The sequence below is a fragment of the Prosthecodimorpha staleyi genome, assembly GCF_018729455.1.
In the GTDB taxonomy this organism is placed as follows: domain Bacteria; phylum Pseudomonadota; class Alphaproteobacteria; order Rhizobiales; family Ancalomicrobiaceae; genus Prosthecodimorpha; species Prosthecodimorpha staleyi.
In genome coordinates this window covers 61,998-87,174 of record NZ_JAHHZF010000015.1, presented here as the reverse complement: position 1 = coordinate 87,174, position 25,177 = coordinate 61,998, and the positions used below count along the sequence as shown (strand labels likewise).

At 69.2% G+C, this 25,177-nt stretch carries 20 protein-coding genes and 1 tRNA gene; 10 read left to right on the top strand and 11 right to left on the bottom strand.

Features of this window, described 5'->3' with window-relative positions; genetic code table 11:
• Window positions 1-230 precede the first annotated feature (230 nt).
• On the bottom strand, window positions 231-2,669 hold the full coding sequence (gene gyrB / locus KL771_RS25265; protein WP_261971280.1) for a DNA topoisomerase (ATP-hydrolyzing) subunit B: 2,439 nt from the start codon (window positions 2,667-2,669) through the stop codon (window positions 231-233).
• Between the two features lie 191 nt (window positions 2,670-2,860).
• Window positions 2,861-4,531, bottom strand: a complete 1,671-nt coding sequence (locus KL771_RS25260; protein WP_261971279.1) for a benzoate-CoA ligase family protein — start codon at window positions 4,529-4,531, stop codon at window positions 2,861-2,863.
• Window positions 4,532-4,968: 437 nt separating this feature from the next.
• Between KL771_RS25260 and KL771_RS25255 the strand changes: the two genes are divergently transcribed.
• The 4 genes from KL771_RS25255 (at window position 4,969) to KL771_RS25240 (ending at window position 8,829) form a co-directional block, all read left to right on the top strand.
• Entirely contained in the window at window positions 4,969-5,934 is a 966-nt protein-coding gene (locus KL771_RS25255) for a Bug family tripartite tricarboxylate transporter substrate binding protein (RefSeq protein ID WP_054358741.1), read from the top strand.
• A gap of 85 nt (window positions 5,935-6,019) precedes the next feature.
• Window positions 6,020-6,496 carry a tripartite tricarboxylate transporter TctB family protein gene (locus KL771_RS25250; protein WP_261971278.1) on the top strand — a complete coding sequence of 159 codons (477 nt, stop codon included), beginning with the start codon at window positions 6,020-6,022 and terminating at the stop codon, window positions 6,494-6,496.
• A gap of 10 nt (window positions 6,497-6,506) precedes the next feature.
• Window positions 6,507-8,006 (top strand): tripartite tricarboxylate transporter permease, encoded by a 1,500-nt coding sequence (locus KL771_RS25245; protein WP_261971277.1) that lies wholly within the window; start codon window positions 6,507-6,509, stop codon window positions 8,004-8,006.
• A 67-nt stretch (window positions 8,007-8,073) separates the two neighbouring features.
• Entirely contained in the window at window positions 8,074-8,829 is a 756-nt protein-coding gene (locus tag KL771_RS25240) for an SDR family oxidoreductase (RefSeq protein WP_261971276.1), read from the top strand.
• Between the two features lie 33 nt (window positions 8,830-8,862).
• Here KL771_RS25240 and KL771_RS25235 read toward each other — a convergent pair whose 3' ends face one another.
• On the bottom strand, window positions 8,863-9,504 hold the full coding sequence (locus tag KL771_RS25235) for a LysE family translocator (protein WP_261971275.1): 642 nt from the start codon (window positions 9,502-9,504) through the stop codon (window positions 8,863-8,865).
• A 37-nt stretch (window positions 9,505-9,541) separates the two neighbouring features.
• Window positions 9,542-10,249 carry a hypothetical protein gene (locus KL771_RS25230; protein ID WP_261971274.1) on the bottom strand — a complete coding sequence of 236 codons (708 nt, stop codon included), beginning with the start codon at window positions 10,247-10,249 and terminating at the stop codon, window positions 9,542-9,544.
• Window positions 10,250-10,554: 305 nt separating this feature from the next.
• Between KL771_RS25230 and sucC the strand changes: the two genes are divergently transcribed.
• The 3 genes from sucC to KL771_RS25215 all read left to right on the top strand — a co-directional run bounded on the left by sucC (window position 10,555) and on the right by KL771_RS25215 (window position 13,825).
• Entirely contained in the window at window positions 10,555-11,727 is a 1,173-nt protein-coding gene (sucC, locus tag KL771_RS25225; protein ID WP_261971273.1) for an ADP-forming succinate--CoA ligase subunit beta, read from the top strand.
• Window positions 11,728-11,729: 2 nt separating this feature from the next.
• A complete protein-coding gene (gene sucD, locus KL771_RS25220) occupies window positions 11,730-12,614 on the top strand; it encodes a succinate--CoA ligase subunit alpha (protein ID WP_261971272.1) in 885 nt (294 codons plus the stop codon).
• 185 nt (window positions 12,615-12,799) lie between these two features.
• Window positions 12,800-13,825: a 2-dehydropantoate 2-reductase gene (locus KL771_RS25215; protein WP_261971271.1), complete on the top strand. Its 1,026-nt coding sequence runs from the start codon at window positions 12,800-12,802 to the stop codon at window positions 13,823-13,825.
• Between the two features lie 70 nt (window positions 13,826-13,895).
• On the opposite strand, the gene KL771_RS25210 is transcribed toward KL771_RS25215, so the two are convergent.
• Window positions 13,896-14,756 (bottom strand): DMT family transporter, encoded by an 861-nt coding sequence (locus KL771_RS25210; protein ID WP_261971270.1) that lies wholly within the window; start codon window positions 14,754-14,756, stop codon window positions 13,896-13,898.
• Between the two features lie 246 nt (window positions 14,757-15,002).
• Between KL771_RS25210 and KL771_RS25205 the strand changes: the two genes are divergently transcribed.
• The gene (locus tag KL771_RS25205; protein ID WP_261971376.1) at window positions 15,003-16,382 is read left to right on the top strand and encodes an aminotransferase-like domain-containing protein; all 1,380 of its coding nucleotides are present in this window, start codon (window positions 15,003-15,005) and stop codon (window positions 16,380-16,382) included.
• Window positions 16,383-16,491: 109 nt separating this feature from the next.
• Here the strand turns inward: KL771_RS25205 and KL771_RS25200 are convergent.
• Window positions 16,492-16,566: transfer RNA gene (locus tag KL771_RS25200), tRNA-Gly, on the bottom strand.
• A 308-nt stretch (window positions 16,567-16,874) separates the two neighbouring features.
• The gene (locus tag KL771_RS25195) at window positions 16,875-17,819 is read right to left on the bottom strand and encodes a phosphate acetyltransferase (protein WP_261971269.1); all 945 of its coding nucleotides are present in this window, start codon (window positions 17,817-17,819) and stop codon (window positions 16,875-16,877) included.
• A 304-nt stretch (window positions 17,820-18,123) separates the two neighbouring features.
• Between KL771_RS25195 and KL771_RS25190 the strand changes: the two genes are divergently transcribed.
• Together KL771_RS25190 and KL771_RS25185 are read left to right on the top strand one after the other, a co-directional pair.
• Window positions 18,124-18,591, top strand: coding sequence for a type III secretion system chaperone (locus KL771_RS25190; protein WP_261971268.1), 468 nt, complete (start codon window positions 18,124-18,126; stop codon window positions 18,589-18,591).
• Window positions 18,592-18,601: 10 nt separating this feature from the next.
• The gene (locus tag KL771_RS25185) at window positions 18,602-20,743 is read left to right on the top strand and encodes a protein kinase domain-containing protein (protein ID WP_261971267.1); all 2,142 of its coding nucleotides are present in this window, start codon (window positions 18,602-18,604) and stop codon (window positions 20,741-20,743) included.
• 102 nt (window positions 20,744-20,845) lie between these two features.
• On the opposite strand, the gene KL771_RS25180 is transcribed toward KL771_RS25185, so the two are convergent.
• The 4 genes from KL771_RS25180 to KL771_RS25165 all read right to left on the bottom strand — a co-directional run bounded on the left by KL771_RS25180 (window position 20,846) and on the right by KL771_RS25165 (window position 25,077).
• Entirely contained in the window at window positions 20,846-21,259 is a 414-nt protein-coding gene (locus KL771_RS25180) for a DUF3830 family protein (RefSeq protein WP_261971266.1), read from the bottom strand.
• A 209-nt stretch (window positions 21,260-21,468) separates the two neighbouring features.
• On the bottom strand, window positions 21,469-22,998 hold the full coding sequence (gene pncB, locus KL771_RS25175; RefSeq protein ID WP_261971265.1) for a nicotinate phosphoribosyltransferase: 1,530 nt from the start codon (window positions 22,996-22,998) through the stop codon (window positions 21,469-21,471).
• Window positions 22,999-23,225: 227 nt separating this feature from the next.
• Window positions 23,226-23,528, bottom strand: a complete 303-nt coding sequence (locus KL771_RS25170; RefSeq protein WP_261971264.1) for a GNAT family N-acetyltransferase — start codon at window positions 23,526-23,528, stop codon at window positions 23,226-23,228.
• A 103-nt stretch (window positions 23,529-23,631) separates the two neighbouring features.
• Window positions 23,632-25,077 carry an aldehyde dehydrogenase family protein gene (locus tag KL771_RS25165; RefSeq protein ID WP_261971263.1) on the bottom strand — a complete coding sequence of 482 codons (1,446 nt, stop codon included), beginning with the start codon at window positions 25,075-25,077 and terminating at the stop codon, window positions 23,632-23,634.
• Window positions 25,078-25,177: the final 100 nt, after the last annotated feature.

The following is a 25,177-nucleotide window of genomic DNA, read 5'->3' as shown; positions in this document are numbered from 1 at the left end:
CCAGATGCGAGTCTCGGGAAACCGCGCTCCCCGAACGGAGATCATCCATGATTTATGCCGACGATGCACCGGTCATTTCGGGTGGGTGGGCTGGGAATCCCCAACGCCTCCCGCGAGTTCCACGGATCGTCCGGTGCCGCCCCGCCGCCGGCGCCCGGGAGCGCCGGGTCTCCGAACGTCGACCTGAGCGGTCGAGGCGGCCGGCGCGTGCTCTCGGCGGATGGGATGGACTAGGCGTCGAGATTGGCCGAGAGCGCGTTTTCCTGGATGAACTCGCGGCGCGGCTCGACCTCGTCGCCCATCAGGCGGGTGAAGATCTCATCGTTGTCCTCGGCCTCGCGCAGGCTGACCTGCAGCAGCGTACGGGCGTTCGGATCGAGCGTGGTCTCCCACAGCTGGCCCGGATTCATCTCGCCGAGGCCTTTGTAGCGCTGCATCGAGATGCCCTTGCGGCCCTGCGCGAAGACGGCTTCGAGCAGGCCGCGCGGGCCGCGGATCTGGGTCACGACATCCTTGCGCTTGAGCTCGGCCGCCTTCTCGTAGATTTCCTGCAAATGAGCCGCATGGGCATCGAGCTTGCGCGCATCGGCGGAGGCGAGCAGGGCGGCGTCGACCCAGCGCTCCTCGGTGACGCCGCGCAGGGTGCGGGTGAACAGCAGGCTGCCGTCCGGCTTGGCATCGCCGACCCAGCCCTTGGAGAATTCGTCGGCCTGGATGTCCAGCCGCCGGGCCACATAGGCGGCCGCCTCGCGCCCCTTCTCGACGTCGTTCAGGACGCTGGGCGTCAGCGCGCCGGCGATCGCCGCCTGCTCGACCACGTCACGGTCGTAGCGATGGTGCAGCCCATCCAGGATCGCCGCGACCGCACGCGCCTCGTCGACCACGGCGCGCAGATCGAGCCCGGCCCGCTCCTCGCCCGAGGCGAGCCGGAGCGCGCTCTCCTCCAGACCCATGTTGATCAGATAGTCCTCGAAGGCCTTCTGGTCCTTCAGATACTGCTCGGACTTGCCGCGCGCGACTTTATAGAGCGGCGGCTGGGCGATGTAGAGATGCCCGCGCCGGATCAGGTCCTTCATCTGCCGGAAGAAGAAGGTCAGAAGCAGCGTGCGGATATGGGCGCCGTCGACGTCGGCGTCCGTCATGATGATGATCTTGTGGTAGCGCAGCTTGTCGAGATTGAACTCGTCGGTGCCGATCGAGGTGCCGAGCGCGGTGATCAGCGTGCCGATCTGCTCGCTCGACAGCATCTTGTCGAAGCGCGCGCGCTCGACATTGAGGATCTTGCCGCGCAGCGGCAGCACGGCCTGGTTCTCGCGGTTGCGGCCCTGCTTGGCCGAGCCGCCTGCGGAATCGCCCTCGACGATGAACAGTTCCGACTTGGCTGGATCCTTCTCCTGGCAGTCGGCGAGCTTGCCGGGCAGCGAGGCCACGTCGAGCACGCCCTTGCGGCGGGTCAGTTCGCGCGCCTTGCGGGCCGCCTCGCGGGCGGCCGCGGCCTCGACCACCTTGCCGACGATCGTCTTCGCCTCGGCGGGATGTTCCTCGAACCAGGTGCCGAGCGCCTCGCCGACTAGGTTCTCGACCACCGGCCGGACCTCGGAGGAGACCAGCTTGTCCTTGGTCTGGGAGGAGAATTTCGGATCCGGCACCTTGACCGAGAGGACGCAGGTCAGGCCCTCGCGGCAATCCTCGCCGGACAGGGCGACCTTTTCCTTCTTGGTCAGCCCGGAGGAATCGCCGTAGCCGACCACCTGCCGGGTCAGCGCGCCGCGGAACCCGGCCAGATGGGTGCCGCCGTCGCGCTGCGGGATGTTGTTGGTGAAGCAGAGCGTCTGCTCATGGTAGCTGTCGTTCCACCACAGCGCGCATTCGACGGTGATCCCGTCCTTCTCCGCCTTCATGGTCACCGGCCGCGGCAGCAGCGGGTGCTTGGCGCGATCGAGATAGCGCACGAAGGCTTCCAGGCCGCCCTCGTAGCACATGGTCTCGGCGCGAACTTCGACGCCGCGCCGGTCCTCCAGCGTGATGTTGACGCCGGAATTCAGGAAGGCGAGTTCGCGCAGGCGGTGCTCGAGGGTGGCGTAGTCGAACTCGATCCGGGTGAAGGTCTCCGGGCTCGGCACGAAGGTGACCTCGGTGCCGCGCCGGCCGCCGGCATCGCCGACCACCGCCAGCGGGGCCTCCGGATCGCCGTGCCGGAAGCGCATGTAGTGTTCCCGGCCGTTCCGCCAGACGCGCAGGTCGAGCGTGGTCGACAGCGCGTTGACGACCGAGACGCCGACGCCGTGCAGGCCGCCCGAGACCTTGTAGGAATTCTGGTCGAACTTACCGCCCGCATGCAGCTGGGTCATGATCACTTCGGCGGCGGAGACGCCCTCGCCGGCGTGGATGTCGGTCGGGATGCCGCGACCGTCGTCGCGCACCGTCACCGAGCCGTCGGCGTTGAGCCGCACCAGCACCTCGGTCGCCCAGCCGGCCAGCGCCTCGTCGATGGCGTTGTCGACCACCTCGTAGACCATGTGGTGCAGGCCGGAGCCGTCATCGGTGTCGCCGATATACATGCCGGGCCGCTTGCGGACGGCATCGAGGCCCTTCAGCACCTTGATGGAATCGGCGCCGTACTCGGCCGATCCGTTGCTCGTCGTGCCGTTCGGGATGTCTTCGCTCATATCGATTCGTTTGCTCGCCTCAGCGCAGGATGCGCGCCCTTATAGCCCCGCGCGCGCGGGACTCCAAACGGGCATCGGGCGAGGAAAAATGCCCGGAAAATCCGACCTTTCGGAGGCGCCTGCGCGGCGTCCTGGAATACGCCTCGGCGCCCTTGCCGGCGCAGCAATCCGGGCCGCCGGCGCCGCGCCGGTCAGGCCGCCGCCGAGGCGCCGTCGGCCGTCGCGCCGGAGGCGATTTCGCGCAGCGCAAAGCGCTGCAGCTTGCCGGTCTCGGTGCGCGGCAGGCGCTCGACGAACTCGATCGCCCGCGGATACTTGTAGGGCGAGATCTCGGCCTTGACGAAGGCCTGCAGCTCGGAGACCAGCGCCGGGGACGGCGCGAAGCCCGGCTTCGGCACGATATAGGCCTTGACGATCATGCCGCGCTCGTCGTCCGGGGCGCCGACCACGCCGCATTCGGCGACCGCCGGATGGGTCAGCAGCACGCCTTCCACCTCCGGCCCGGCGATGTTGTAGCCGGCCGAGACGATCATGTCGTCTGAGCGCGCCTGGTACCAGAACCGGCCCTCGGCGTCGCGGATATAGGTATCGCCGGTGACGTTCCATCCGTCCTGGACATAGACCGTCTGCCGTTCGTCGGCGAGATAGCGGCAGCCGGTCGGGCCGATCACCGCCAGCCGGCCGGGCACGCCGTCCGGCACCTCGGCGCCGTCGGGACCGATCACCTTGGCGCGGTAACCGGGCACGGGCCGGCCGGTCGCGCCGGGCGTCACGTCCTCGGGTGTCGAGCCGATGAAGATGTGCAGCATTTCGGTGGCACCGATGCCCTCGGTCAGGACGATCCCGGTCGCGGTCTTCCAGGCCTCGAAGGTCGCCTTGGGCAGGGCCTCGCCGGCCGAGACGCACAGGCGCAGCGAGCCGATATCGCGGCCCGGCAGGGCATTCAGCATCGCCCGGTAGGCGGTCGGCGCGGTGAAGATCACGGTCGGCCGATAGCGCTCGATGGCATCGAGCAGGTCGAGCGGCGCCGTCTTGTCGGGCAGGCAGGTCGAGGCACCGATGCGGAACGGGAACAGTACCAGCCCGCCGAGCCCGAAGGTGAAGGCGAGCGGCGGCGAACCGACGAAGCGGTCGTCGGGTGTGGCGCGCAGCAGATGCCTGGCGTAGGTGTCGCAGATCGCCAGCAGGTCGCGATGGAAATGCATCGTGCCCTTGGGCACGCCGGTCGTGCCGGACGTGAAGGCGATCAGGCAGACATCGTCGACGGCGGTGTCGACCGGCTCGAAGCGGTCGGGCTTGCCGGCCATCAGGGCTTCGAGGCCGTCCGGCGCGTCGGTGCCGAATTTCAGGACGGCGCGGAGGCAGTCGGAGCCGTCGCGGACCTTGAGGATGTCGTCGGCCAGCCGGGCGTCGACCAGGGCCAGGCCGATCCGCGCCTTGTCGACGATGATGGCGAGTTCCTTGGCGCGCAGCAGCGGCATGGTGGCGACGACGATGCCGCCCGCCTTGATCACCGCCAGATAGACGGCGACCATCATGGGCGTGTTGGCGGCGCGCAGCAGAACGCGGTTGCCGGGGACGAGGCCCATCTCGTCGACCAGCACATGGGCGATCCGGTCGATCCGGCGCGCGAGTTCGGCGAAGCTCCAGACGCCGCCCGCATGGTGGATGGCCGGACGCTCGCCGCGGCCTTCCGCGACATGCCGGTCGACGAACTCGACGGCGGCATTGAGGCGGTCCGGATAGGCCAGTTCGGGCAGGTCGAACAGAAGCCGGGGCCACAGGGCCGGGTCGGGAAGATTGTCCCGCGCGAAGGTGTCGGTGTGAGCCGAAGGCTTGAGTGCAGCACCCTGAACCGCCATGCCGTCCTCCATGACCGTCCCGCTCGACCGCGGAATAGTTGAAGATTAAACTATTTGGGACAGGCAAATCATGCCGGTGTGGCGGTGTCCTATGACGATTTTAGGTATGATTTTCTCAGTTCGATCGACTTTCGGGCAAAGATATCCCCAACTGTCGAGCGCCGGAAGGCCGATTGCCTGATTCCGATGCGAGGTCGAAACGCAGGCAGTCGCCGGCTGGCCCCTGCGTTTGCGCCCGGTCCGGGACCGGCGCCGTGGCGCAGCCGGCGAAAGGGACTGCCGAAAGTCCGGCGGGATCGGGGAAAATTCGGGCTCTCCGCCGGCCCGACGGCATTTCCTGTCTGGATCCAGACATGTCCGGGGGGATATGGTCCGCTGGAAGCGGTGCCAAGGACGCGAAGTCTCCGGCGCCCACCGCAAGGTTCAGGGAGGAAACCATGAAGCTATTCGGACGTGTATTTGCAGGTCTTGCCTTTGCGGGGCTCGCGCTGATGGCCGGCCCGGCACTGGCCCAGCAGGACATCAAGATCATGGCGCCGGCGGCGCCCGGCGGCGGCTGGGACTCGACCGCCCGGTCGATCCAGCAGACTCTGATGCAAACCGGACTTGCCAAGAGCGTCCAGGTGACCAACGTCACCGGCGCCGGCGGTACGGTCGGCCTCGCACAGTTCATCACCGGCGCCAAGGGCGATCCCAATCAGCTGATCGTCAACGGCTTCGTCATGGTCGGCGCGATCCTGACCAACAAGTCGCCGGTCACGCTCGATCAGGTCACCCCGATCGCGCGGCTGACCGGTGAGGCCCTGGTCATCGTCGTGCCGGCCTCCTCGCCGCACAAGACCATCCAGGATCTGTCCGCGGCCGTGAAGGCGGATGTCGCCAAAGCCGTCTGGGCCGGCGGTTCGGCCGGCGGTACCGACCATATCCTGGCGGCCCTGTTCACGAAGGCTGCGGGCGCCGAGGCCGCCAAGGTCAACTATGTCGCCTTCTCGGGCGGCGGCGAGGCGCTGGCCGCGATGCTCGGCGGACGCGTGACGGCCGGCATCTCCGGCTATGGCGAGTTCGAGAGCCAGATCAAGACCGGCAAGCTGCGCGCCCTGGCGGTGTCCTCGCCCAAGCGCATCGAGGGCGTCGACGTGCCGACCCTGAAGGAGTCCGGCATCGACGTCGAAATGGTCAACTGGCGTGCCGTCATGGCGCCTCCCGGCCTCACGGCCGAGCAGCGCAAGTCGGTCACCGACATGATCGAGAAGATGACCAAGTCCAAGGAATGGGCCGAGGTGCTGAAGGCGCGCGGCTGGGACGACTACTTCATGGCCGGAGACACCTTCGACGCCTACCTGAAGAGCGAGCAGTCGCGGGTTGGCGACATCCTGCGCTCGGTCGGTCTGGTCAAGTCCTGATCGTACCCGGCAATCTGTGACTCAAATCCGTCCGGAGGGTCCCCGCGGCCCTCCGGTCCATTCTTCCCCTCCAGGATATGGCCCCATGAAACCGCAAGCCTTGCGCGGGCGCCCGGATTGGCGTGCGCTGAGTGTCGGAATCGGTCTGATCGCCATTGCCGCACTGATCGAGCGCGATGCCGGCCAGCAGACGATCACCGCCACCTACGGGATGGGCCCCGCCGCCATGCCGCACGTCGTTTCGGCCATGCTGGCCGTACTCGGCGTCGGTCATCTGGTCACGGCCGTTCTTGGGGGCCTGCCGGTGCCCGAAGAGGGCGATCCGATCGCGGTTGGCTGGATCGCCCTCGGGCTCGCCAGCCTGCTCGGCTGCATCGCCTTCGGCGGCGGCTTCATCCTGGCGACGACCCTGCTTTTCGCGCTGACGGCACGGGCCTTCGGGCGGCGCGCCTTGATCGCCGACCTGGCGATCGGCCTTGCCCTCGGTGTCGCCATCCATCTTCTGTTTGCGAAGATCCTCACCCTCTCCTTGCCGGCCGGGCCGATCGAGCGCCTGTTCTGAAGGATCGCCCATGGACGCGCTCGCCTCTCTCGCCCACGGCTTCGCGGTCGCGCTGGAGCCGACCAAGCTGATGTTCGCCGCCATCGGCGTGCTGCTCGGCACCGCCGTCGGTGTGCTGCCCGGCATCGGCCCGGCACTGACCGTCGCGCTCTTGCTGCCGGTCACCTTCAAGCTCGATCCGACCGGGTCGCTGATCATGTTCGCCGGCATCTATTATGGCGGCATGTATGGCGGCTCGACGACCGCCATCCTGATCAACGCGCCGGGCGAAAGCGCCTCGGTGGCAACCGCCATCGAGGGCAACAAGATGGCCAAGGCCGGCCGCGGCGGCCCGGCGCTGGCGACCGCGGCGATCGGCTCCTTCGTGGCCGGCACGATCGCCACCGCCGGGCTCGCCTTCCTGGCGCCCTGGCTGGTGCAGATCGCCGTCAATTTCGGACCCTGGGACTATTTCGGGCTGATGGTGCTCGCCTTCGTCACAGTCTCGGCGACCTTCGGCGACAGCCCATTGCGCGGCCTGACCAGCCTGACCATGGGGCTGGCACTCGGCCTGATCGGCATCGACAAGCTGACCGGCCAGTCGCGCCTGACCTTCGGCGTGCCCGAATTGCTCGACGGCGTCGAGGTGACCACGCTCGCGGTCGGCCTGTTCGCGGTCGGCGAGGCGCTCTACGTCGCCTCCCGCTACAAGCACGACCCGGAAGAGGTCGTGCCGATCCGCGGCTCGCTCTGGATGACCAAGGAGGACTGGAAGCGGTCGTGGGGCCCCTGGCTGCGCGGCACATTCTACGGCTTTCCGATCGGCGCACTGCCGGCCGGCGGCGCCGAGATCCCGACCTTCCTGTCCTATGTCACCGAGCGCAAGCTCTCCAAGCACCCGGAAGAATTCGGCCAGGGCGCCATCGAGGGCGTTGCCGGGCCGGAAGCCGCCAACAACGCCTCGGCGGCGGGCACGCTGGTGCCGCTCCTGACCCTCGGCCTGCCGACCTCGGCGACCGCCGCCATCATGCTGGCCGGCTTCCAGCAATATGGCCTCAATCCGGGTCCGCTGCTGTTCGCCGAAAATCCGGGCCTGGTCTGGGGCCTGGTGGCCTCGCTGTTCATCGCCAATGCGATGCTCCTGGTGCTCAACCTGCCGCTGATCGGGCTCTGGGTCCGCCTGCTCGCCATCCCGCAGCCCTGGCTCTATGCCGGCATCCTGGTCTTCGCCGCCATGGGCACCGTCGCCGCCAAGCCGTCGGTGGTCGAGATCGGCATGCTGTTCGTGTTCGGCTTCATCGGTCTCCTGATGCGGCGTTGGGACTACCCGATCGCCCCGATGGTGGTCGGCCTGATCCTCGGGCCGATGGCGGAGGCCCAACTGCGGCGTTCGCTGCAGCTCTCGCTCGGCGACCCGATGGTGTTCCTGGAGAATCCGGGCTCCGCCACCCTGCTCGGCATCGCGGCCCTGTGCCTGATCGCACCTTTCGTGATGCGCAACCTGAACCGCTTCAAGGCGAGCGAGGACTGACCGGCCGGCGGGCCTCACCTGCACCGTGAAGGCCCGCCCGTCGCCCAACGATACGAGGACGGACCGGGTGGCATTGGAACTGTTCGATCTCAAGGGCAAGCGCGCGCTGGTCACCGGCTCGTCGCAGGGCATCGGCCTCGCGCTGGCCAAGGGCCTCGCCGCGGCCCATGCCGAGGTGGTGCTCAACGGCCGCGACACGGCCAAGCTGGCGGTGGCTGCCGACACCATCCCGGGCGCCCGCATCCTGTCCTTCGACGCGACCGACCATGCCGCGGCGCGCGCCGCCGTCGACCGCTTCGAGGCCGAGACCGGGCCGATCGATATCCTGGTCAACAATGCCGGCATGCAGTATCGCGCCCCGCTCGAGGATTTCCCCGAGGAGGCCTTCCAGCGCCTGCTGCAGACCAATATCGCGTCGGTGTTCAATGTCGGCCAGGCCTGCGCCCGGCATATGATCGCCCGCGGTGCCGGCAAGATCATCAACATCGCCTCGGTGCAGACCGCGCTCGCCCGGCCCTCGATCGCCCCCTATACGGCGACCAAGGGCGCGGTCGGCAACCTGACCAAGGGCATGGCGACCGACTGGGCGCGCCACGGGCTGCAGGTCAACGCCATCGCGCCGGGCTATTTCGACACCCCGCTCAATGCCGCCCTGGTCGCCGATCCGGCCTTCTCGGCCTGGCTCGAGAAGCGCACCCCGGCGGGACGTTGGGGCAAGGTCGAGGAACTGGTCGGCGCCTGCATCTTCCTGGCCTCCGACGCCTCGGCCTTCGTCAACGGCCATGTCCTCTATGTCGACGGCGGTATCACCGCGTCTCTCTGACGCCCAGCGTCGCTCTGACGGTGCTTCCCGGCCTCAGCCCCGCCGGTCGAGCGCGAGCCTGAGGCCGAAGCCGATCAGCACTGTGCCGGTGATGCCGTCGATACCGCGCAGCACGGCGGGCCGGCGCAGCAGCGCGGCAATCGGCCGGGTCGCCGCGGTCAGGGCCGCGAACCAGGCGATGCCCATGGCGGCGTGGATGGCGGCGAGCCCGACGCTGAAGGCGACGACCGGCACGCCGTCGGGAATGAACTGCGGCAGGAAGCTGACATAGAAGACGCCGACCTTGGGGTTGAGCAGGTTGGTCATCAGCCCGCGCGCGAACCAGCCGCCGCTGCCGGCCGCCCCGCCTTCCGGCGCCGCCAGCCGGCCGGCCGCATCGCCCGGGCGGATCGCCGCCCACAGCATGCCGGCGCCGAGCCAGACCAGATAGGCCGCGCCCGCCATCTGCAGGACCCGAAAGGCGATTTCCGAAACGGCCAGCACGGCCCCGAGCCCGACCGCGGCGGCGAGCCCCCAGGCCAGGCAGCCGGCGCTGATCCCGATCCCGGCCGCCATGGCCGGACGCGCGCCTTCGACGGTCGCCGTGCGTAGCACCAACGCGGTGTCGAGGCCGGGCGTCAGGGTGAGCAGCGCCGCGGCGACCGAGAAGGCAAGGACGGCGGAGAAGGGATCCATGAGGGTCTCCGGAAGGGGCGCCGGACGGGTCGGCCGGTCAGATGCGCTTCATCATGAAGCCGCCGATATAGACGCGGTCCGGGCGGGTCGGATCGGCGGTCGTCTCGTACGGAAAGGCGGTCATCACCGTGACCGTTCCGTCGCTGCTGGTCAGCGTGATGGTGTTCTCGCCCAGGCTGTAGCGGCCACTCTGACCGCGGCTGATGCCGACGGTCGCCCCGGACAGGACCCCGGAGGACGACAGCGAGGAACTGGTGTCGATCTGGTAGGTGCCGTCGGGCGCGAAGCGGTAGGTGCGCGTGCTGCCGACATTGGTGTTGCCGAGCCCACCGGTGAAGCTGCCGGCGAGCATCTGGCCGGGCTGGAACGTCTTGACCCGGCAGAACAGCCCGGCATTCCAGTTGAAGCACTGGCCGGCCGGCTGGGCGGCGCGGAAATCCGCAGCCTGCACGCGGCCGTCGCCGAAGCGCAGGGTCCAGCGGCTGCCCTCCACCAGCACGGTGCCCGACCATTTGGGGTCGGCACCGGCGAAGTCGAAATCGCGGATCGCGGTCTTCGGCTCCCGAACGAATCGGTCGCCGGCGAAATACCAGACCGCCAGTTCCACCGATGAACCCCACACCCGCGTCATGACATAGAGGCCGTCGCGCTCGCCGGCCTGGACCGGCGAAAATGCGGCCGAAATCGCCGCGATGCCGGTAGCGCAGGCTGCCAGCCCGCCCCGGATCGCCCGTCGATAGCGCATCGCTTTCCTCCTGCCTGCGGCCCGGATGCCGATAGGGTGGCCGATCCGGGTGACATAGTGCCGATCCTCGAAGACAATTCAAACCGTCGAGGCGATCGCGCCGTAGACGGGGGGTGGCGGTGTCGGAAGCGGTCGTCTTGGAGGCGATCGACCGCGTCAGCACGTCGCCTTGCCAAGGGGAGCCGAAGTGGTATCTTGTATGCCAGAACGGTCCGGTCGCGGGCCGTCGGACCCTGAAGGCCCCGTCACGAGACCCGCGCCGTCAGATGCGCGGGCGGCGGTCTGCAGGTTCGGGAGGCGACGCCATGAATCTCCATGAATTCCAGGCGAAGGACATTCTCGCCCGCTACGGCCTGGTCTCGCCGGGCGGGGCGGTCGCGATCACGCCTGAAGAGGCCGAAGCTGTGGCTCGGCGCCTCGGTTCGCCGATGATCGCCGTCAAGGCCCAGGTCCATGCCGGCGGCCGCGGCAAGGCCGGCGGCGTCCGGCTGGTCACCTCGCCCCACGCCGCCCGCGAGGCCGCCGCCGAGATGCTCGGGCGCAAGCTGGTCACGGCACAGACCGGGCCGGAAGGCCGCATCGTCCGCCGCGTCTTCGTCGAGACCGGGCTTGCCTCGCAACGCGACCTGAATCTGGCCGTTCTGGTCGACCGTACCCTGGGCGAACTGGTCGTGCTCGGCAGCCCGGAGGGCGGCGAGGACCTGGAGGAGCGGGCGCTGAAGGGCGAATTGAAGCTCGAGCGGCTGCCGCTCGGCACCGGCGCGACGCCGCGCCACGACGAGGCACTTGCCTTCGCCGCGCGGCTCGGCCTGACCGGCGACGCGGCCGTGGCGCTCGCCGGCATCGTCGACGGCCTGCGCCGGGCCTTCGTCGAACTCGACGCCAGCCTGATCGAGATCAACCCCCTGGCGCTGACCGAGGACGGCCGGCTGGTCGCCTTCGACGCCAAGATGGTGATCGACGACAATGCCCTGTTCCGCCAGCCGGAACTCGCGGCCTTGCGCGACGACGAGGAGGCCGACCCGATCGAGGTCCAAGCCCAGCACCATCAGCTGAACTATGTCCGCCTCGACGGCGATATCGGCCTCGTCGTCAACGGCGCCGGCCTCGGCCTCGCCACGCTCGATCTCCTGCGCGAGGCGCAGGGACGGCCGGCCAATTTCATGGACATCCGGACGACGGCCAAGAGCCAGCACATCGCCTACGGCTTCGGGCTCCTGTTCGACAATCCGGCCGTCAAGGCGATCCTGGTCAACATCCATGGCGGCGGCATGCAGCCCTGCGACACGGTGGTGGAAGGGCTCGGCATGGCGGCGCGCCGCTCCGGCCGGAAAATCCCGATCGTCGCCCGGCTGGCCGGCAACAACGCCGATTTCGCCCGCTCGCGCTTCGTCAATTTCGGCCTGCCGATCGTGGAATGCCCCGACATGTGGACGGCCGCGACGCGCGCGGTCGCCATTGCCCGGCACGGGAGGTGATCATGGCGATACTGGTCGATGCCGACACCCGCGTCCTCTGTCAGGGCATGACCGGCTGGGCCGGCACGCACCACACGGCGTTGATGATGGACTACGGCACCCGCGTGGTCGCCGGCGTCACGCCCGGCAAGGGCGGTCGCCATCACCTGAACGTGCCCGTGTTCGACCGGGTCGCGCCGGCCGTCGCCGAAACCGGCGCCAATGCCAGCATGATCTTCGTGCCGCCCGCCCAGGCCGCCGCGGCCATGATCGAGGCGATCGAGGCCGGGGTCGGGCTGGTCGTGGCGGTCACCGAGCGCGTGCCGGTGATGGATATGGTGCGCGTTCGCGCGGCCCTGAAGGGCAGCGGCACGCGGCTGGTCGGGCCGAATTCGCAGGGCATCCTGGCGCCCGGCCTCGCCAAGATCGGCGTCATGGGCACCGGCTCTGAGCGTCCGGGTTCCGTCGGCATCGTGTCGCGTTCGGCCTCGCTGACGACCGAGATTGTCGACCAGATCACCCGCGCAGGGCTCGGCCAGTCGACCACGGTCGGTGTCGGCGGCGATCCGATCCACGGCATCGGCATGGCCGAGTGCCTGGACCTGTTCTTCGCCGATCCGGACACCGAGGCCGTCGTCCTGATCGGCGAACTCGGCGGCACGGAGGAGCAGGAGGCGGCCGAATTCCTGCAGTCGACCGGGCTGAAGAAGCCCGTCATCGCCTATCTGGCCGGCCGCCATGCCCCGCCGGAGCGGCGCATGGGCCATGCCGGCACGATCACGCTGCACGGCCGCGGCGACGTGGTCGCCAAGACGGCGGCGCTCAGGGCGGCCGGCGTCACCGTCGTCTCCGGTGCCCACCGGGTCGGCGAGACGGTGCGCCAGGTGCTCGGCGCCGCGGCGCGGTGACGGCGGCTCGCTGAAGACGGAGCTCGTGACGGCGGGCGGCTCGCGCGGCCATCACGGGTCCGCGGCGCAGTCGGCGTGGGCGCGGCAGCGGGTCGCGTTTGCGGGCCGGCCGGCATGGGCCACATCTGGGATACCAACAGGGTCGCCGGCAGCCTGCCGCGTGCGACGGACCATCGGGGGAAGCGATGAAGGTTTGCATCTACGGCGCCGGCGCGATCGGCGGCTACATGGCCGTGATGATGAAGCGCGGCGGCGTCGACGTTTCGCTCGTCGCGCGCGGCGCCCATCTGGAGGCGATCAAGGCCAACGGCCTGACGCTGCGCATGGCCGGCGAGGAGATCACCGAGCGCATGCCGGCCGCCAAGGACCCGGCCGAACTCGGCCACCAGGACTATGTGATCATCGCCCTGAAGGCCCATCAGGCCTGGGAATCGGCCGAAGCGATGAAGCCCCTGCTCGGGCCCGACACGGCCGTGGTGACCGCCCAGAACGGCGTGCCTTGGTGGTATTTCCACGGCATCGAGGGCCAGTATTCCGATCTCCGCCTGCTCAGCGTCGATCCCGACAATCGGCAGTGGGATGCGATCGGGCCTCAGCGCGTCATCGGCTGCACCGTCTATCCGGCGACCGAGATCGTCGAGCCGGGCGTCATCAAGCATATCTACGGCGACCAGTTCGGCCTCGGCGAGCCGAACAAGCAGATCACCCCGCGCGTCCAGAAGCTCGCCGACGCGATCAATGCCGGCGGGCTGAAGGCCAAGATCTATCCCGACATCCGCAATGACATCTGGCTGAAGCTGTGGGGCAATCTCTGCTTCAACCCGATCTCGGCGCTGACCCACGCCACCCTCGACATCGTCGCGACCGACCCGGGCACGCGCACGCTGGCGCGCAACATGATGCTGGAGGCCCAGCGCATCGGCGCCCGGCTCGGCGTGCATTTCCGCGTCGATGTCGACCGCCGCATCAACGGCGCCGCCAAGGTCGGCGCGCACCGCACCTCGATGCTGCAGGACCTCGACAAGGGGCGCCCGCTGGAGATCGATGCGCTTTTGACCGCCGTCCAGGAAATGGGCCGGCTGGTCGACCTGGAGACGCCCTTCATCGACAGCGTGCTCGCCCTCGTCCAGCAGATGGGCCGCGTCAAGGGCGTCTACCCGACCTTCCCCGAGAAGGCGGCCGACGAGGAGGGGCGCTCGATCGCTCCGTGAGCCGAGGCGGCGAGGACGGCGGCGGATGCCGCGCCGCCCGTTCGCCCGCATCCCACCGGCCCGGCGCCGCTCAGGCGTAGCGCCGGGCGAGCGTGACGCAAAGGACGACGGCCCCGGTGGCGGCAATCATGCTCGCCGCGATCGGCTCGCCGAGCAGCCAACCGGCCAGAACCAGGCCGAAGAACGGCTGCAGCAGCTGCAGTTGGCCGACGCCGGCGATGCCGCCGAGCGCAAGGCCGCGATACCAGAACACGAAGCCGACCAGCATGGAGAAGACCGAGACATAGCCGAGGCCGAGCCAGGCCGGCAGGGCAACCCGCGACCAGTCGGCCGGCCAGGTGACGGCGGCCAGGGCCAGCATGGCCGGGGCGGCCAGCAGCAGCGCCCAGGAGATCACCTGCCAGCCGCCGAGACGGCGCGACAGGGCCGCGCCCTCCGCATAGCCGAGCCCGCAGACCACGATTGCGGCCAGCATGGCGAGATCGCCGCCGAGGTTCGCTGTGGCATCGTTGGCGAGCGCGAAGCCGGCCACCACCGCGCTGCCGAGCATCGAGAACAGCCAGAAGGCCGGAGCGGGCCGCTCACCGCCGCGCAGCACGCCGAACCCGGCGGTCGCCAGCGGCAGAAGCGCGATGAACACGATCGAATGGGCGGCGGTGACCTGCGTCAGCGCGAGCGCGGTCAGGAGCGGGAAGCCGGCCACCACCCCGAAGGCGACGATGGCGAGCGAGGCAAGATCACGCCGCGCCGGCAGGCTCTGGCGCAGGGCCGCGAGCAGGACCGCGCCCAGGGCCGCCGCGATCGCGGCCCGCGCGGCGGTCAGGAACAGGGGCGAGAAGCCCGCGACCGCGACCCGCGTCGCCGGCAGTGAGCCGGAAAAGATCAGCACCCCCAGGAGCCCGTTGGTCCATCCGGCCGTCGACGCCTTCATGCCTGTCTCCCAATCCGACGCCACCTTGGCGGCCGATGCCGCGCTGGCGGCCGATGCCGCGCTGGCGGCCGATGCCGCCGCGACGGTCCGATACTGCGCCGCCGTCCCGGTCGTGCGTTCACCGGACTATCCCCGGCCGGCTGGCCCGGACAGGCACAGTCTGGTACAATTTCACCAAACTGTATGGACAACGGTGACCGTACAGTTTTGGGGGATCGCGAAGTGACGACGCGCGTGGCGGCCGTGATGGCGGCGATCCGGACCCGCATCGCGGCGCGTGGCCTCGGCCCGGGCGACCGCCTGCCGTCGATCCGCGCCTTGGCGGCCGGCATGGCGGTGTCGCCGTCGACCGTGGTCGAGGCCTATGACCGGCTGGTGGCCGAGGGCGTGATCCGGGCCCGGCGCGGTTCCGGCTTCCATGTCGCAACGGCCGAGCCGGCACCGTTCCGCCTTGCCGCTGCGGAAGCCGCGCGCGACCGGGCGGTCGATCCCTTCTGGGTTTCGCGCCAGTCGCTCGACACCGAAGCCGCGGCGTCCAAGCCCGGCTGTGGCTGGCTGCCGGCGGACTGGATGCCGGTCGACGCGCTGCGCCGGGCGTTGCGCGGGCTGGCGCGCGGGTCCGATGCGCTGTTGACCGACTATGGCGGCACGCACGGATCGCCGGCCCTGCGCCGTCTGCTCGCCGGCCGCTTCGCCGAGGAGGGGCTGGCGGTTGGCCCCGATCAGATCCTGCTGACCGGTTCGGGCACCCAGGCGATCGACCTGGTCTGCCGCTTCCTGCTCCGGCCCGGCGACACGGTGCTGGTCGACGATCCGGGCTATTTCAATTTCCGCGCCCTCTTGGAGGCCCACCGGGTCGATGTCGTCGGGCTGCCCTACGGCCCGGCCGGCCCGGACCCGGCCGCCTTCGAGGCGATCGTCGCGGCGGCGCGGCCGCGGCTCTACATCACCAATTCGGCGCTGCACAATCCGACCGGCGCGACCATCGCGCCGGCGACCGCGCACCGGCTCCTGAATCTGGCGGCGGCCCACGGGGTGACGATCGTCGAGGACGACATCTTCGCCGATTTCGAGCCCGATCCCTCGCCGCGCTATGCCGCGCTCGACGGGCTTGAGCGGGTCGTGCGCATCGGCAGCTTCTCCAAGACCCTGTCGGCCTCGGTACGCTGCGGCTATGTCGCGGCGCGGGGCGACTGGATCGAGGGCCTGGTCGACCTGCAGGTGGCGACGGCCTTCGGCGGCCCGAGCCCGGTCGCCACCGATCTGGTCGCCGCGGTGCTCGCCGGCGGCGGCTACCGCAAGCATCTCGACGAGGTCCGCCGGCGCCTGTCGGGTGCCCGCCGCGCGACGGCGCAGCGCCTCGGCCGGCTCGGCCTCGTCCCCGTCCTGATGCCGCGCGGCGGCTTCTATCTGTGGTGCCGCCTGCCCGACGGCCTGGACAGCGCTGCGATCGCCCGCTTGGCGCTCGCGGAGGGCCATGTCCTCGCCCCCGGCAACGTCTTCAGCGTCTCGAATTCGGCCGCCGCCTTCCTGCGCTTCAACGTCACCCAATGCGCCGACCCCCAATTGGACGACGCGCTGGCACGGGCGATGCGGGAGGCGGCACGGTCGGGCGGGGGCGCGTGATCGCGACCGCCGACTTGCGGCCACGAAACGATTGCGGGGATCGTGGTAGGCCCCAAAAGCAAAACGCCCCAAAGGGGGCGTTGCATCTCGTCATGGGCTGAAGCGAAACTGGAGCGGGCGAAGGGATTCGAACCCTCGACCCCAACCTTGGCAAGGTTGTGCTCTACCCCTGAGCTACACCCGCATCCGGTTTCGGCGCCCGGCAGCGCCGGACGGCGGTTCTATGCACCATGGCGCCGGGCATTGCAACACCCATTTTTCCATCCCGCACGGGCCTGTGGATGACTGGGCCGGCGACCGCGCCGGAATCCCGGAAAGCCGAGGCTTTTCGGGACCATGGCGTCCGCGTGGCACGACCGTCGGAACGGCGGGGGCGTTTCGCCGGCGAAGCGGTCGCCCGAATCGACCCGAGAGATCGACCCGAGAGAATGGGCGGTCCGGACGAACCGGAGACAGGCGGGATCACCCCCGCCCAGGGCGGATCGACGGCGCTCAGGCCGGGACGGCGGCGGTCTTGCGGCGGGCCTCGGCGAGCATGCAGGCGACCGCGCAGGAGGCGAGCCGCGTCAGGCGGGAATCGGCCCGGCTGGTCAGGATGATCGGCACCCTGGCGCCGAGCACGATGCCGGCGGCATCGGCACCGGCCAGGAAGGACAGACTCTTGGCCAGCATATTGCCGGCCTCAAGGTCGGGCACGACCAGCACGTTGGCGCGTCCGGCCACCGGCGAGACGATATGCTTCAGCGCCGCCGCGCCGAGATCGACCGCATTGTCGAGCGCCAGCGGGCCGTCGATCAGCGCGCCGGTGATCTGGCCGCGATCGGCCATCTTGCACAAGGCGGCCGCCTCGATGGTCGAGGGCACCTTCGGGTTGATGGTCTCCATGGCCGACAGGATCGCCACCCGCACCTCGGGGAAGTGCAGCGCATGGGCGAGGTCGATCGCGTTCTGGACGATGTCGGCCTTGGCGGCCAGATCCGGGGCGATGTTGATCGCCGCATCGGTGATGATCAGAGGCTCGTCATGGCCTGGCACGTCCATCAGGAAGCAATGACTGACCCGGCGGGCCGTGCGCAGGCCGCCGGTCGCGGCGACCACCGCCGACATCAGTTCGTCGGTGTGCAGGCTGCCCTTCATCAGGGCGTCGGCCTCGCCGGCCAGCACCAGCGCCACGGCGCGGTCGGCGGCGGCATGGCTGTGCGGCGTGTCCTCCAGCCGGAACGGCGCGATGTCGAGCCCGGCCGCCGTCGCGGCGGCGGCGATCTTGGCGCGCGGTCCGACCAGGATCGGCTCGATCAGCCCCATGCCGGCCGCCTCCACGGCCGCTTCGAGCGAAACCGCGTCGCACGGATGCACCACCGCGGTGGCGAGCCGCCGGGTCGCCTGGGCGGCCGCGATCAGCTGTCGATATTTCACGTGGTTGGCATCGTGCTGCATGGAACCTTCCCGGGTAAGCAGGCTGTCGGCGCCGCGCCGCCGTCTTGCCGGATGGTGCAGGGCCAGCCGACCGGATGACGTCCTGCCGAACCGCCAGCGGATGTCCGGCTCGCTGCGCTGCAGCATCGAGCCTCTTGTGCACCGGCGCCGACCATCTGGGTAGTCCGGCGGAATCCGGGGGGCACCGTTCGGTACGGATTCTGTGCCTTTTGCGACAGCCGGCCCACGGTTCGACCCTAGAATGACACCTGCCGGGCCGATCCGGGCTCGTGCCGATGATGCACACTCTACCAGGGACAGGCTGATGACCGATCTCGAATTCCTGACCAGTCTGATCGCCGAGGTCGGCACCCGCGACGACGCCATCGCCGGCGTGCTGCGCACGTCGCCGAATTCCTGGCTGGTGCGCTTTGCCGATGTCGATATCGAGATCGAGCATCAGGCGAGCCGCGACCGGCTGGTCTTCGCGTCCGTGATCGGGCCGACGCTCGCCGGCAACCGGGAGGCCGTCCTGGAGGCGCTGCTCTGCTACGGCTTCCTCTGGCGCCAGACCGGCGGCATGCGCATGGCGCTGACCGAGCCGGGCGGCGATGTGCTGCAGCTGTTCGACCTGGACGCCGCGCGGATCGACCTCGCGACGCTGACCAACGTCGTCGTCAACATGGCCGACAACACGCGCAGCTGGCGCGTCTTCCTGGCCGCCGCCGCCGATGCCGGCAGCATTGCCGCGCCGGCCCAGGCGCCGGCCGTCGATTCCATGATCCGGATCTGAGGAGAGCGCCATGCCGATCGTTGGTGGAAACCTGGTCGTCACGAGCCAGACCACGCTCACGGAACTGCAGTCCTACCTGAAGGACCACACCGCCCAGGGCGACAAGATCCTCGGCAAGGTCGACAAGGCCACCGGCAACACGATCCTCTATGTCGGCGGCAAGACCACGCTCGGTGATACGATTTCGGGCAAGGCTGAGCGCCGCAAGGAGACTGCGAAGCTGACCTTCGACCGGCTTCTTGAGGAGGCCGTGAAGTCGGACATGGCCGCACTCGGCAAGGATGCGCGGGTCTCGCTGAAGGGCCTGGCCGAGAATATCGGCACGGCGCGCGAAAGCACCGGCAAGCATTCCATGCGCAGCGCCCAGATGGAGCGTCTGGCGACGGCCTATGTGAACCGATCGACCGCCGAGCACGGCCGGGCGGCGACCGTGCAGGGCGGCCCGAAGCTGGCCGATCTGGGCAATTTCGGCAGCACGATCCAGGTTGCCGTCGGTCATTTCCAGCAGGCGTTGGCGTCCGGCAAGGACCTGACGCCCTATGCGGAGGCCCTCGGCGACGCGCTGGCGACCGCCTGGCTCGCCGGCCACGACACGCCGGACGAACGTGTGCTGTTCGCCGCCTCGAACGGCAAGGGCCTGCGCAACGAAATCCGCGACATGATGCAGACCCTGATCGGCGGCGATGCGGGGCTTGCCTTCGCCCATGACGACCGGGTCGAGACGGCGCTCGCCAAGACGTTCAACCGCGCGGCCGGCAAGATGCTGCCGGACGGCGAGGTCGCCGGCACGTCGACCCCGATCCGCGGCCCCGGCAGCAAGAACAACGATCTGCCCAACATCCGCATCGGCGGCCAGGAGTACAAGCCGGTCGGCTATATCGCGGAAGGCGGCTTCGCCCGGGTGTTCCGCTATGCCCCGGTCAGCGGCCAGGGCAACGAGATCGCCTACAAGCGCCCGGAACCGGGCAGCCTGAAAGGCAAGTCGGAAACCGCCCGCCTGGAGGTGCTCGACAACCAGACCAAGGCGTCCGGCGAGGAACTGCTCAATCATCTGGCCGCGCAGGGCAATGGCCACGAGAACGTGGTCGAGCTGCTCGGCACCACGCGCAACAGCGACGGCCAGCTCGGCTTCGCCATGGAGATCCTGCCGCACGGAACCGTGCTCGACTTTGCGGGCGAACTGGCCGGCGCGGTCGGCACCGGACCGGGCAAGATCGACAAGAGCCTCGCCGACGTGCTGCGCCTGACGCTGGTCCAGGACCTCGCCGAAGGCATGGCGCATGTCCAGGACACCAACGGCGTCATCGACCTCGACTTCAAGTCTCCCAACGCGATGATCGGCGAGAACGGCGTCGGCAAGGTGATCGACCTCGGCGCCGCGCGGCGCGGCAACACGGTCACGCTGAACGAAGTCGACATGCCGGACAATCCGATGTGGCTGGCTCCCGAGATCCTGAAGGGCAAGAACGAGCTCGGCGAGTTGGAAAAGCCGATGGGGCTGCTGAAGAAGGTCGAAGACTGGACGAGCTCCGTCGTGCACGGAATGTTCCCCAAATTGCAGAAGGGAACGGCCATGTCGATCGGCGGCAACATCCTGTCGCCCGACACAGCCCGGGAGAGTGCGCGCATCAAGGGCGAGAAGTCGAACCTGCAGGTCGGCGGCGCGGTCAATGTCTGGGCGCTCGGCATGGTGGCGGCGGATCTGTTCTCCGGCGAGATGTGGGGCAGCCAGTACAGCTTCATGTCCGATGCCCAGGATGCTCTGGCCGATTTCGGCAAAAACCCGAACAATGTCGCGGTCGCCCAGAAGCTTCCGGACGGCACGTTGCCGCCGGGCGCGCTGCGCGAATCTTCCGGTAACCCGTCGGTCGACACCTTCCTGAACCAGTTGCTCGCGCCGGTGCCCGGCACGCGGCCGACCCTGACGCAGGTGACCAATCACCAGATCTTCCAGGGCCGCGGCATCGGCAGCCAAGAGGCGCGCGATCTGATCGTCGCCCTGAAGAGCGGCGATCCGACCCAGATCGATCTCGCCAAGGCCAATCTCGACCGCGTGGTCAATCCGCCGCCGCCAAACCGGCCGCTGCCGCAGACGCCGAACGTGCTGCCGAACATGCCGCCGCTCCCGGACGTTCCCGGCGGCACCGGCTGACCGGTTCCGCGCGCCCCGTCCAGACATTAAAAGAGCGGGTCCGGTCATGCCGGACCCGCTCTTTCATGGGGCAAGGACGGCAACCGGGCGCCGCCGGTCGGATCAGACCAGGTCGAAGCGGATCGGCTGGGCGCCCTTGTAGAGGGTCATGCGGCCGAGCTCGTAGACCTTGTCGAGGTCCGACACGATGGTGATGAAGTGGTTGCCGGCGAGCTGGCCGACCTTGCTGGAGAAGCTGACGCCGCCATAGGCGAGCAGGATCTCGGTCTCGGAGAGACCGCCCGGATACAGGATGATGTGGCCCGGCGCCGGATGGCTGGTGTGGTTCTCGTAGTCGACGCCGAACTGGTAGTCGCCGAGCGGCATCCAGACGCCCTCGCCCGACCAGCGCACATGCACCACTTCGCTGATGAAGGGCAGGCGGGCCTTGAAGGCGGCGACGGTCTTCGGCGCCTTGGCGTGCTCGAAGACGGCATCGAAGGTGAACGGGCCGGCGGTGATCTTCAGGTCGGGCATGAGTTCCTCTGGGGCTGGACCAGGACGGGCGCGCAAGGCGGGGATGGCGATCCGGAGCCGGTCCCGATCTGTCGGACATACGCCCGATCGGGACCGGAGACCGGCCTCGTGCGAGCATTACACCGTCGCGCGCGCGGCGGAAACCGGGCCCGGCACATCCGCGCACGATGCCGTTGCCGCAGCGGCGGAGGGAAGGCCGCCGCTGCCGCTCACTGATGCGACAGGTGGATGTCGCGGATCATGCGGCGGCGCATCTCGTAGAGGCCCTCGTCGAGGCCGGCGACATAGATATGCGGCTGGTCGAGACGCCGGTGCGCGGGATCGAGCCGGTCGAGCCCGGTGCGGGCGAAAGCCTGGATCTCGTCGAGCGAGGGCATCTCATAGACGATGTCGCCGCGGGTCATCATGCGCCGGTGCGGCACGTAGCAGAGCTGGCCGGTGCGGAACTTGGTCGGCCGCTCCGGATCGGCGAGATTGACCGAGACCAGGTCCGAAGTCAGCTGGAAGCGGCCATTGTCGGGGCCGGTCAGCTTGTCGGTGCCCCCCCAGCCCGTCACCCGGCCGAGCGTATCGAGCGACAGGAGCGTGTCGCCGGCGATCCGCTCGCGGCCGTCCTTGTCGCGCAGCATGCGCACCACGCCGTAGGGGCCCGGAATGGTCGTCTTGGTGTCGGCGGCGCTGACGCCGCGCTCGGCGACCTTGATCACCGGCCGGCCGGCGACCTCGGCGAGCTTGTAGACGCCGCCGAGCGCGCCGCCCTCATGCGGGGCGCCGATGTCGGTGCCGACCATCCAGCGGTCGATCGCCGCCTCGCCGGCCTTCTGCTGGGCGCGCAGCGAGGCGATGGTGCGCGGATTGAGGTCGTTGGAGGCCATCACATAGGTGTCGCGGAAGCCGGCCTCGTCCAGGATGCGGCGCACCTCGAGGCTGAGCCAGCCGAGATCGCCGGAATCGAGCCGCACGCCGAGCAGCGGCTTGCCGATCTCCTTGCAGATGCGCGTGGCGAGCCGCGCCGCGGTCAGCGTGTCGTAGGTGTCGAGCAGCATGACCACGTCGTCCATCGTCTCCGCATAGTTGCGGAAGGCGGTCTCCTCCTCCTTGTGGAAGGTGACATAGGCATGCGCGAAGGTGCCGCGCGCCGGCAGGCCGAGCGCCCGGGCGACCGCGACATTGGAGGTGCCGCTGAAGCCGCCGATGTAGGCGGCGCGTGCGGAGGCATAGCCGCCGACATCCATGCTGCGCCGGAGGCTGCCGTCGATGACCGGCGTCCCCTCGGCCGCGTGGACGCAGCGCGAGGCCTCGGTGGCGACCAGCGACTGCGCATTGATCAGGTTGAGGAGCGTCGCCTCGACGATCAGGCACTGCCATTGCGGGCCGGAGACCCGGGCGAACGGCACGTTCGGAAAGGTCAGCTCGCCTTCCGGCAGGGCGTCGATGGTCAGGGAAAGCGGCGTCTCGGCGACCATCTTCAGGAAGGCGTCGTCGAACAGCCGGTTGCCCTTCATGGTCTTCAGCGAGGCGAGATAGTCGGTGCGATAGTCCGTGAAGCGGAAATCGCGCAGCCAACGCAGGAAATCGTGGATGCCGGCGACCAGCGTGTAGCTGCCGCCGAACGGATTCTTGCGCACGAAGGCGTGGTAGGTGGTCGGCGTGTCATGGTCGCCCTTGCGGAAATGGGCGAGCGCCATCGTATAGGCATACATATCCGCATGAAGCGGGCCGTGCGGCAGATTCCACATGTCCGAACTCCCCGCCTCGGCGCGGCTTTTCTTGGGGCGGCCGGCTCTGGTGGCCGGTCCTTGCTTCTTTGTCGGCTTACTCTGCCGCGTGCCGCTGCACCAGTCGGGCGCATCGCATGCCTGACCGCTCGGTAACGGTAGCGCAGGCGGGCCGGCGCCGATAGCCGGGCGCCGGCCCGAAAAGCGTGCGATCGAACGGGCTTGGCTCTGCGGAAGGCGGTCTGCCTTCACACCGCGAGATCGCGGAATTCGCGATGAGCCCGCAGCCAGCCGGCCGCGTAGCCGCAGAGCGGGCGGATCGACGACCCTTCCGCGCGCGCTGTCTCGGCGACGGCGCGCATCAGGCGGTCGGCGGTACCGGTGCCGCGCAACGGGATGGGGGCTTCGACATGGGTCACGACGATCGTCCCGTCCCGGCGCCGATAGTCGGCGAAGGCGACGAGACCGTCGACCTCCAGCTCGAAGCGGTTACGCTCGACATTGTCTCGGAAGCCGTCCGGCGTGGCGCCGGCCGGGTGGGGTTGCGTCATGGCTCGTTTTCCTGTGGCCGCATGGCGGCGGCCATCGGTCCGGATCCTGGAACGCCGGGCGGGCGGCTTGCGTTCCGCCCGGCCCACAGAACCCCCCGAGGCCTCAGGCCAGCGTATAGCTGGTCTTGACCGTGGTGTAGAACTCCTTGGCGTAGGCGCCCTGTTCGCGCGGACCGTAGGAGGAGCCCTTCCTGCCGCCGAAGGGGACGTGATAGTCGACGCCGGCGGTCGGCAGGTTGACCATCACCATGCCGGCCTCGGCATTGCGCTTGAAGTGCTGGGCATGCTTCAGGCTCGTGGTGCAGATGCCGGACGACAGGCCGAATTCGGTGTCGTTGGCGATCGCCAGCGCCTCGTCGTAGCCCTTGGCGCGGATGACCACGCCGACCGGCCCGAAGATTTCCTCGCGCGCGACCCGCATGCGGTTGTCGACATCGGCGAACAAGGCCGGGGCCATGTAGAAGCCGGGCGTCTCGCGGTTGAGGCGGTCGCCGCCGATCACCAGCCGCGCGCCCTCGTCCTTGGCGATGGCGACATATTTCAGGTTCTGGTCGAGCTGGCTCTGGTCGACGACCGGGCCGATATGGGTGCCGGCCTTGAGCGCATCATCGACGACGAGACCCTTCAAGCGTTCGGCGACGGCCTCGACGAAGCGGTCGTGGATGCCCTCGGTGACGATCAGGCGCGAGGAGGCGGTGCAGCGCTGGCCTGTCGAGAAGAAGGCGCCGTTGACCGCGCATTCGACCGCGATCTTGAGATCGGCGTCGTCGAGCACGACGAGCGGGTTCTTGCCGCCCATCTCCAGCTGGATCTTCTTCATCGGGCTCGCCTCGATCGCCGCGGCGGCGACCCGGCGGCCGGTCGAAACCGAGCCGGTGAAGGAGATCGCGTCGATGCCGGGGGAGCGCAGCAGCGTCTCGCCGACCACCGAGCCGCGGCCCATGACCATGTTGAAGACGCCCGCCGGCAGGCCGGCCTTGGCGATGATCTCGCCGAGCAGATGCGCGGTGCCGGGCACCAGGTCGGCCGGCTTGAACACCACGCAATTGCCGTAGGCCAGCGCCGGGGCGATCTTCCAGGCCGGAATCGCGACGGGGAAGTTCCAGGGCGTGATCAGGCCGACCACGCCGACCGCCTCGCGGGTCATCTCGACGCCGACGCCGGGGCGCACGGAGGGCACGATCTCACCGGAGAGGCGCAGGCATTCGCCGGCGAAGAAGGCGAAGATCTGGCCGGCGCGGACGGTCTCGCCAACGCCCTCGGGCAGGGTCTTGCCCTCCTCGCGCGACAGCATGCGGCCGATCTCGTCCTTGCGGGCGAGGATCTCGTCGGAGATGCGCTTCAGGATCTCGTAGCGCTCCTGCGGCGTCGACCGGCTCCAGCCCGGGAAGGCGGCGCGGGCAGCCGCGATCGCGCGCTCGGCATCGGCGGCGCCGGCGCGCGGATAGAGCCCGACCACGTCGTTGGTGTTGGACGGATTGATGTCCGGAGCGGCATCGCCGGCGGCGACCCATTCCCCGGCGATGAAATTGCGCGCGGCGTCCGTCATGTCGTTCTCCCTGGATCGTTTCCCGTGCGGGTTTCCGCCGTCATAGCCCATCGCGGCCTCCGGTGGAAACGCTTCCATCGCAGGTCGCATGCGTCCGGCG

Excerpts from the sequence above, each read along its gene's own strand:
- gyrB (WP_261971280.1), bottom strand. The coding sequence starts at position 2,669 with ATGAGCGAAGACATCCCGAACGGCACGACGAGCAACGGATCGGCCGAG.
- KL771_RS25260 (WP_261971279.1), bottom strand. The coding sequence starts at position 4,531 with ATGGCGGTTCAGGGTGCTGCACTCAAGCCTTCGGCTCACACCGACACC.
- KL771_RS25255 (WP_054358741.1), top strand. The coding sequence starts at position 4,969 with ATGAAGCTATTCGGACGTGTATTTGCAGGTCTTGCCTTTGCGGGGCTC.
- KL771_RS25250 (WP_261971278.1), top strand. The coding sequence starts at position 6,020 with ATGAAACCGCAAGCCTTGCGCGGGCGCCCGGATTGGCGTGCGCTGAGT.
- KL771_RS25245 (WP_261971277.1), top strand. The coding sequence starts at position 6,507 with ATGGACGCGCTCGCCTCTCTCGCCCACGGCTTCGCGGTCGCGCTGGAG.
- KL771_RS25235 (WP_261971275.1), bottom strand. The coding sequence starts at position 9,504 with ATGGATCCCTTCTCCGCCGTCCTTGCCTTCTCGGTCGCCGCGGCGCTG.
- KL771_RS25230 (WP_261971274.1), bottom strand. The coding sequence starts at position 10,249 with ATGCGCTATCGACGGGCGATCCGGGGCGGGCTGGCAGCCTGCGCTACC.
- sucC (WP_261971273.1), top strand. The coding sequence starts at position 10,555 with ATGAATCTCCATGAATTCCAGGCGAAGGACATTCTCGCCCGCTACGGC.
- sucD (WP_261971272.1), top strand. The coding sequence starts at position 11,730 with ATGGCGATACTGGTCGATGCCGACACCCGCGTCCTCTGTCAGGGCATG.
- KL771_RS25215 (WP_261971271.1), top strand. The coding sequence starts at position 12,800 with ATGAAGGTTTGCATCTACGGCGCCGGCGCGATCGGCGGCTACATGGCC.
- KL771_RS25210 (WP_261971270.1), bottom strand. The coding sequence starts at position 14,756 with ATGAAGGCGTCGACGGCCGGATGGACCAACGGGCTCCTGGGGGTGCTG.
- KL771_RS25205 (WP_261971376.1), top strand. The coding sequence starts at position 15,003 with ATGGCGGCGATCCGGACCCGCATCGCGGCGCGTGGCCTCGGCCCGGGC.
- KL771_RS25195 (WP_261971269.1), bottom strand. The coding sequence starts at position 17,819 with ATGCAGCACGATGCCAACCACGTGAAATATCGACAGCTGATCGCGGCC.
- KL771_RS25190 (WP_261971268.1), top strand. The coding sequence starts at position 18,124 with ATGACCGATCTCGAATTCCTGACCAGTCTGATCGCCGAGGTCGGCACC.
- KL771_RS25185 (WP_261971267.1), top strand. The coding sequence starts at position 18,602 with ATGCCGATCGTTGGTGGAAACCTGGTCGTCACGAGCCAGACCACGCTC.
- KL771_RS25180 (WP_261971266.1), bottom strand. The coding sequence starts at position 21,259 with ATGCCCGACCTGAAGATCACCGCCGGCCCGTTCACCTTCGATGCCGTC.
- pncB (WP_261971265.1), bottom strand. The coding sequence starts at position 22,998 with ATGTGGAATCTGCCGCACGGCCCGCTTCATGCGGATATGTATGCCTAT.
- KL771_RS25170 (WP_261971264.1), bottom strand. The coding sequence starts at position 23,528 with ATGACGCAACCCCACCCGGCCGGCGCCACGCCGGACGGCTTCCGAGAC.
- KL771_RS25165 (WP_261971263.1), bottom strand. The coding sequence starts at position 25,077 with ATGACGGACGCCGCGCGCAATTTCATCGCCGGGGAATGGGTCGCCGCC.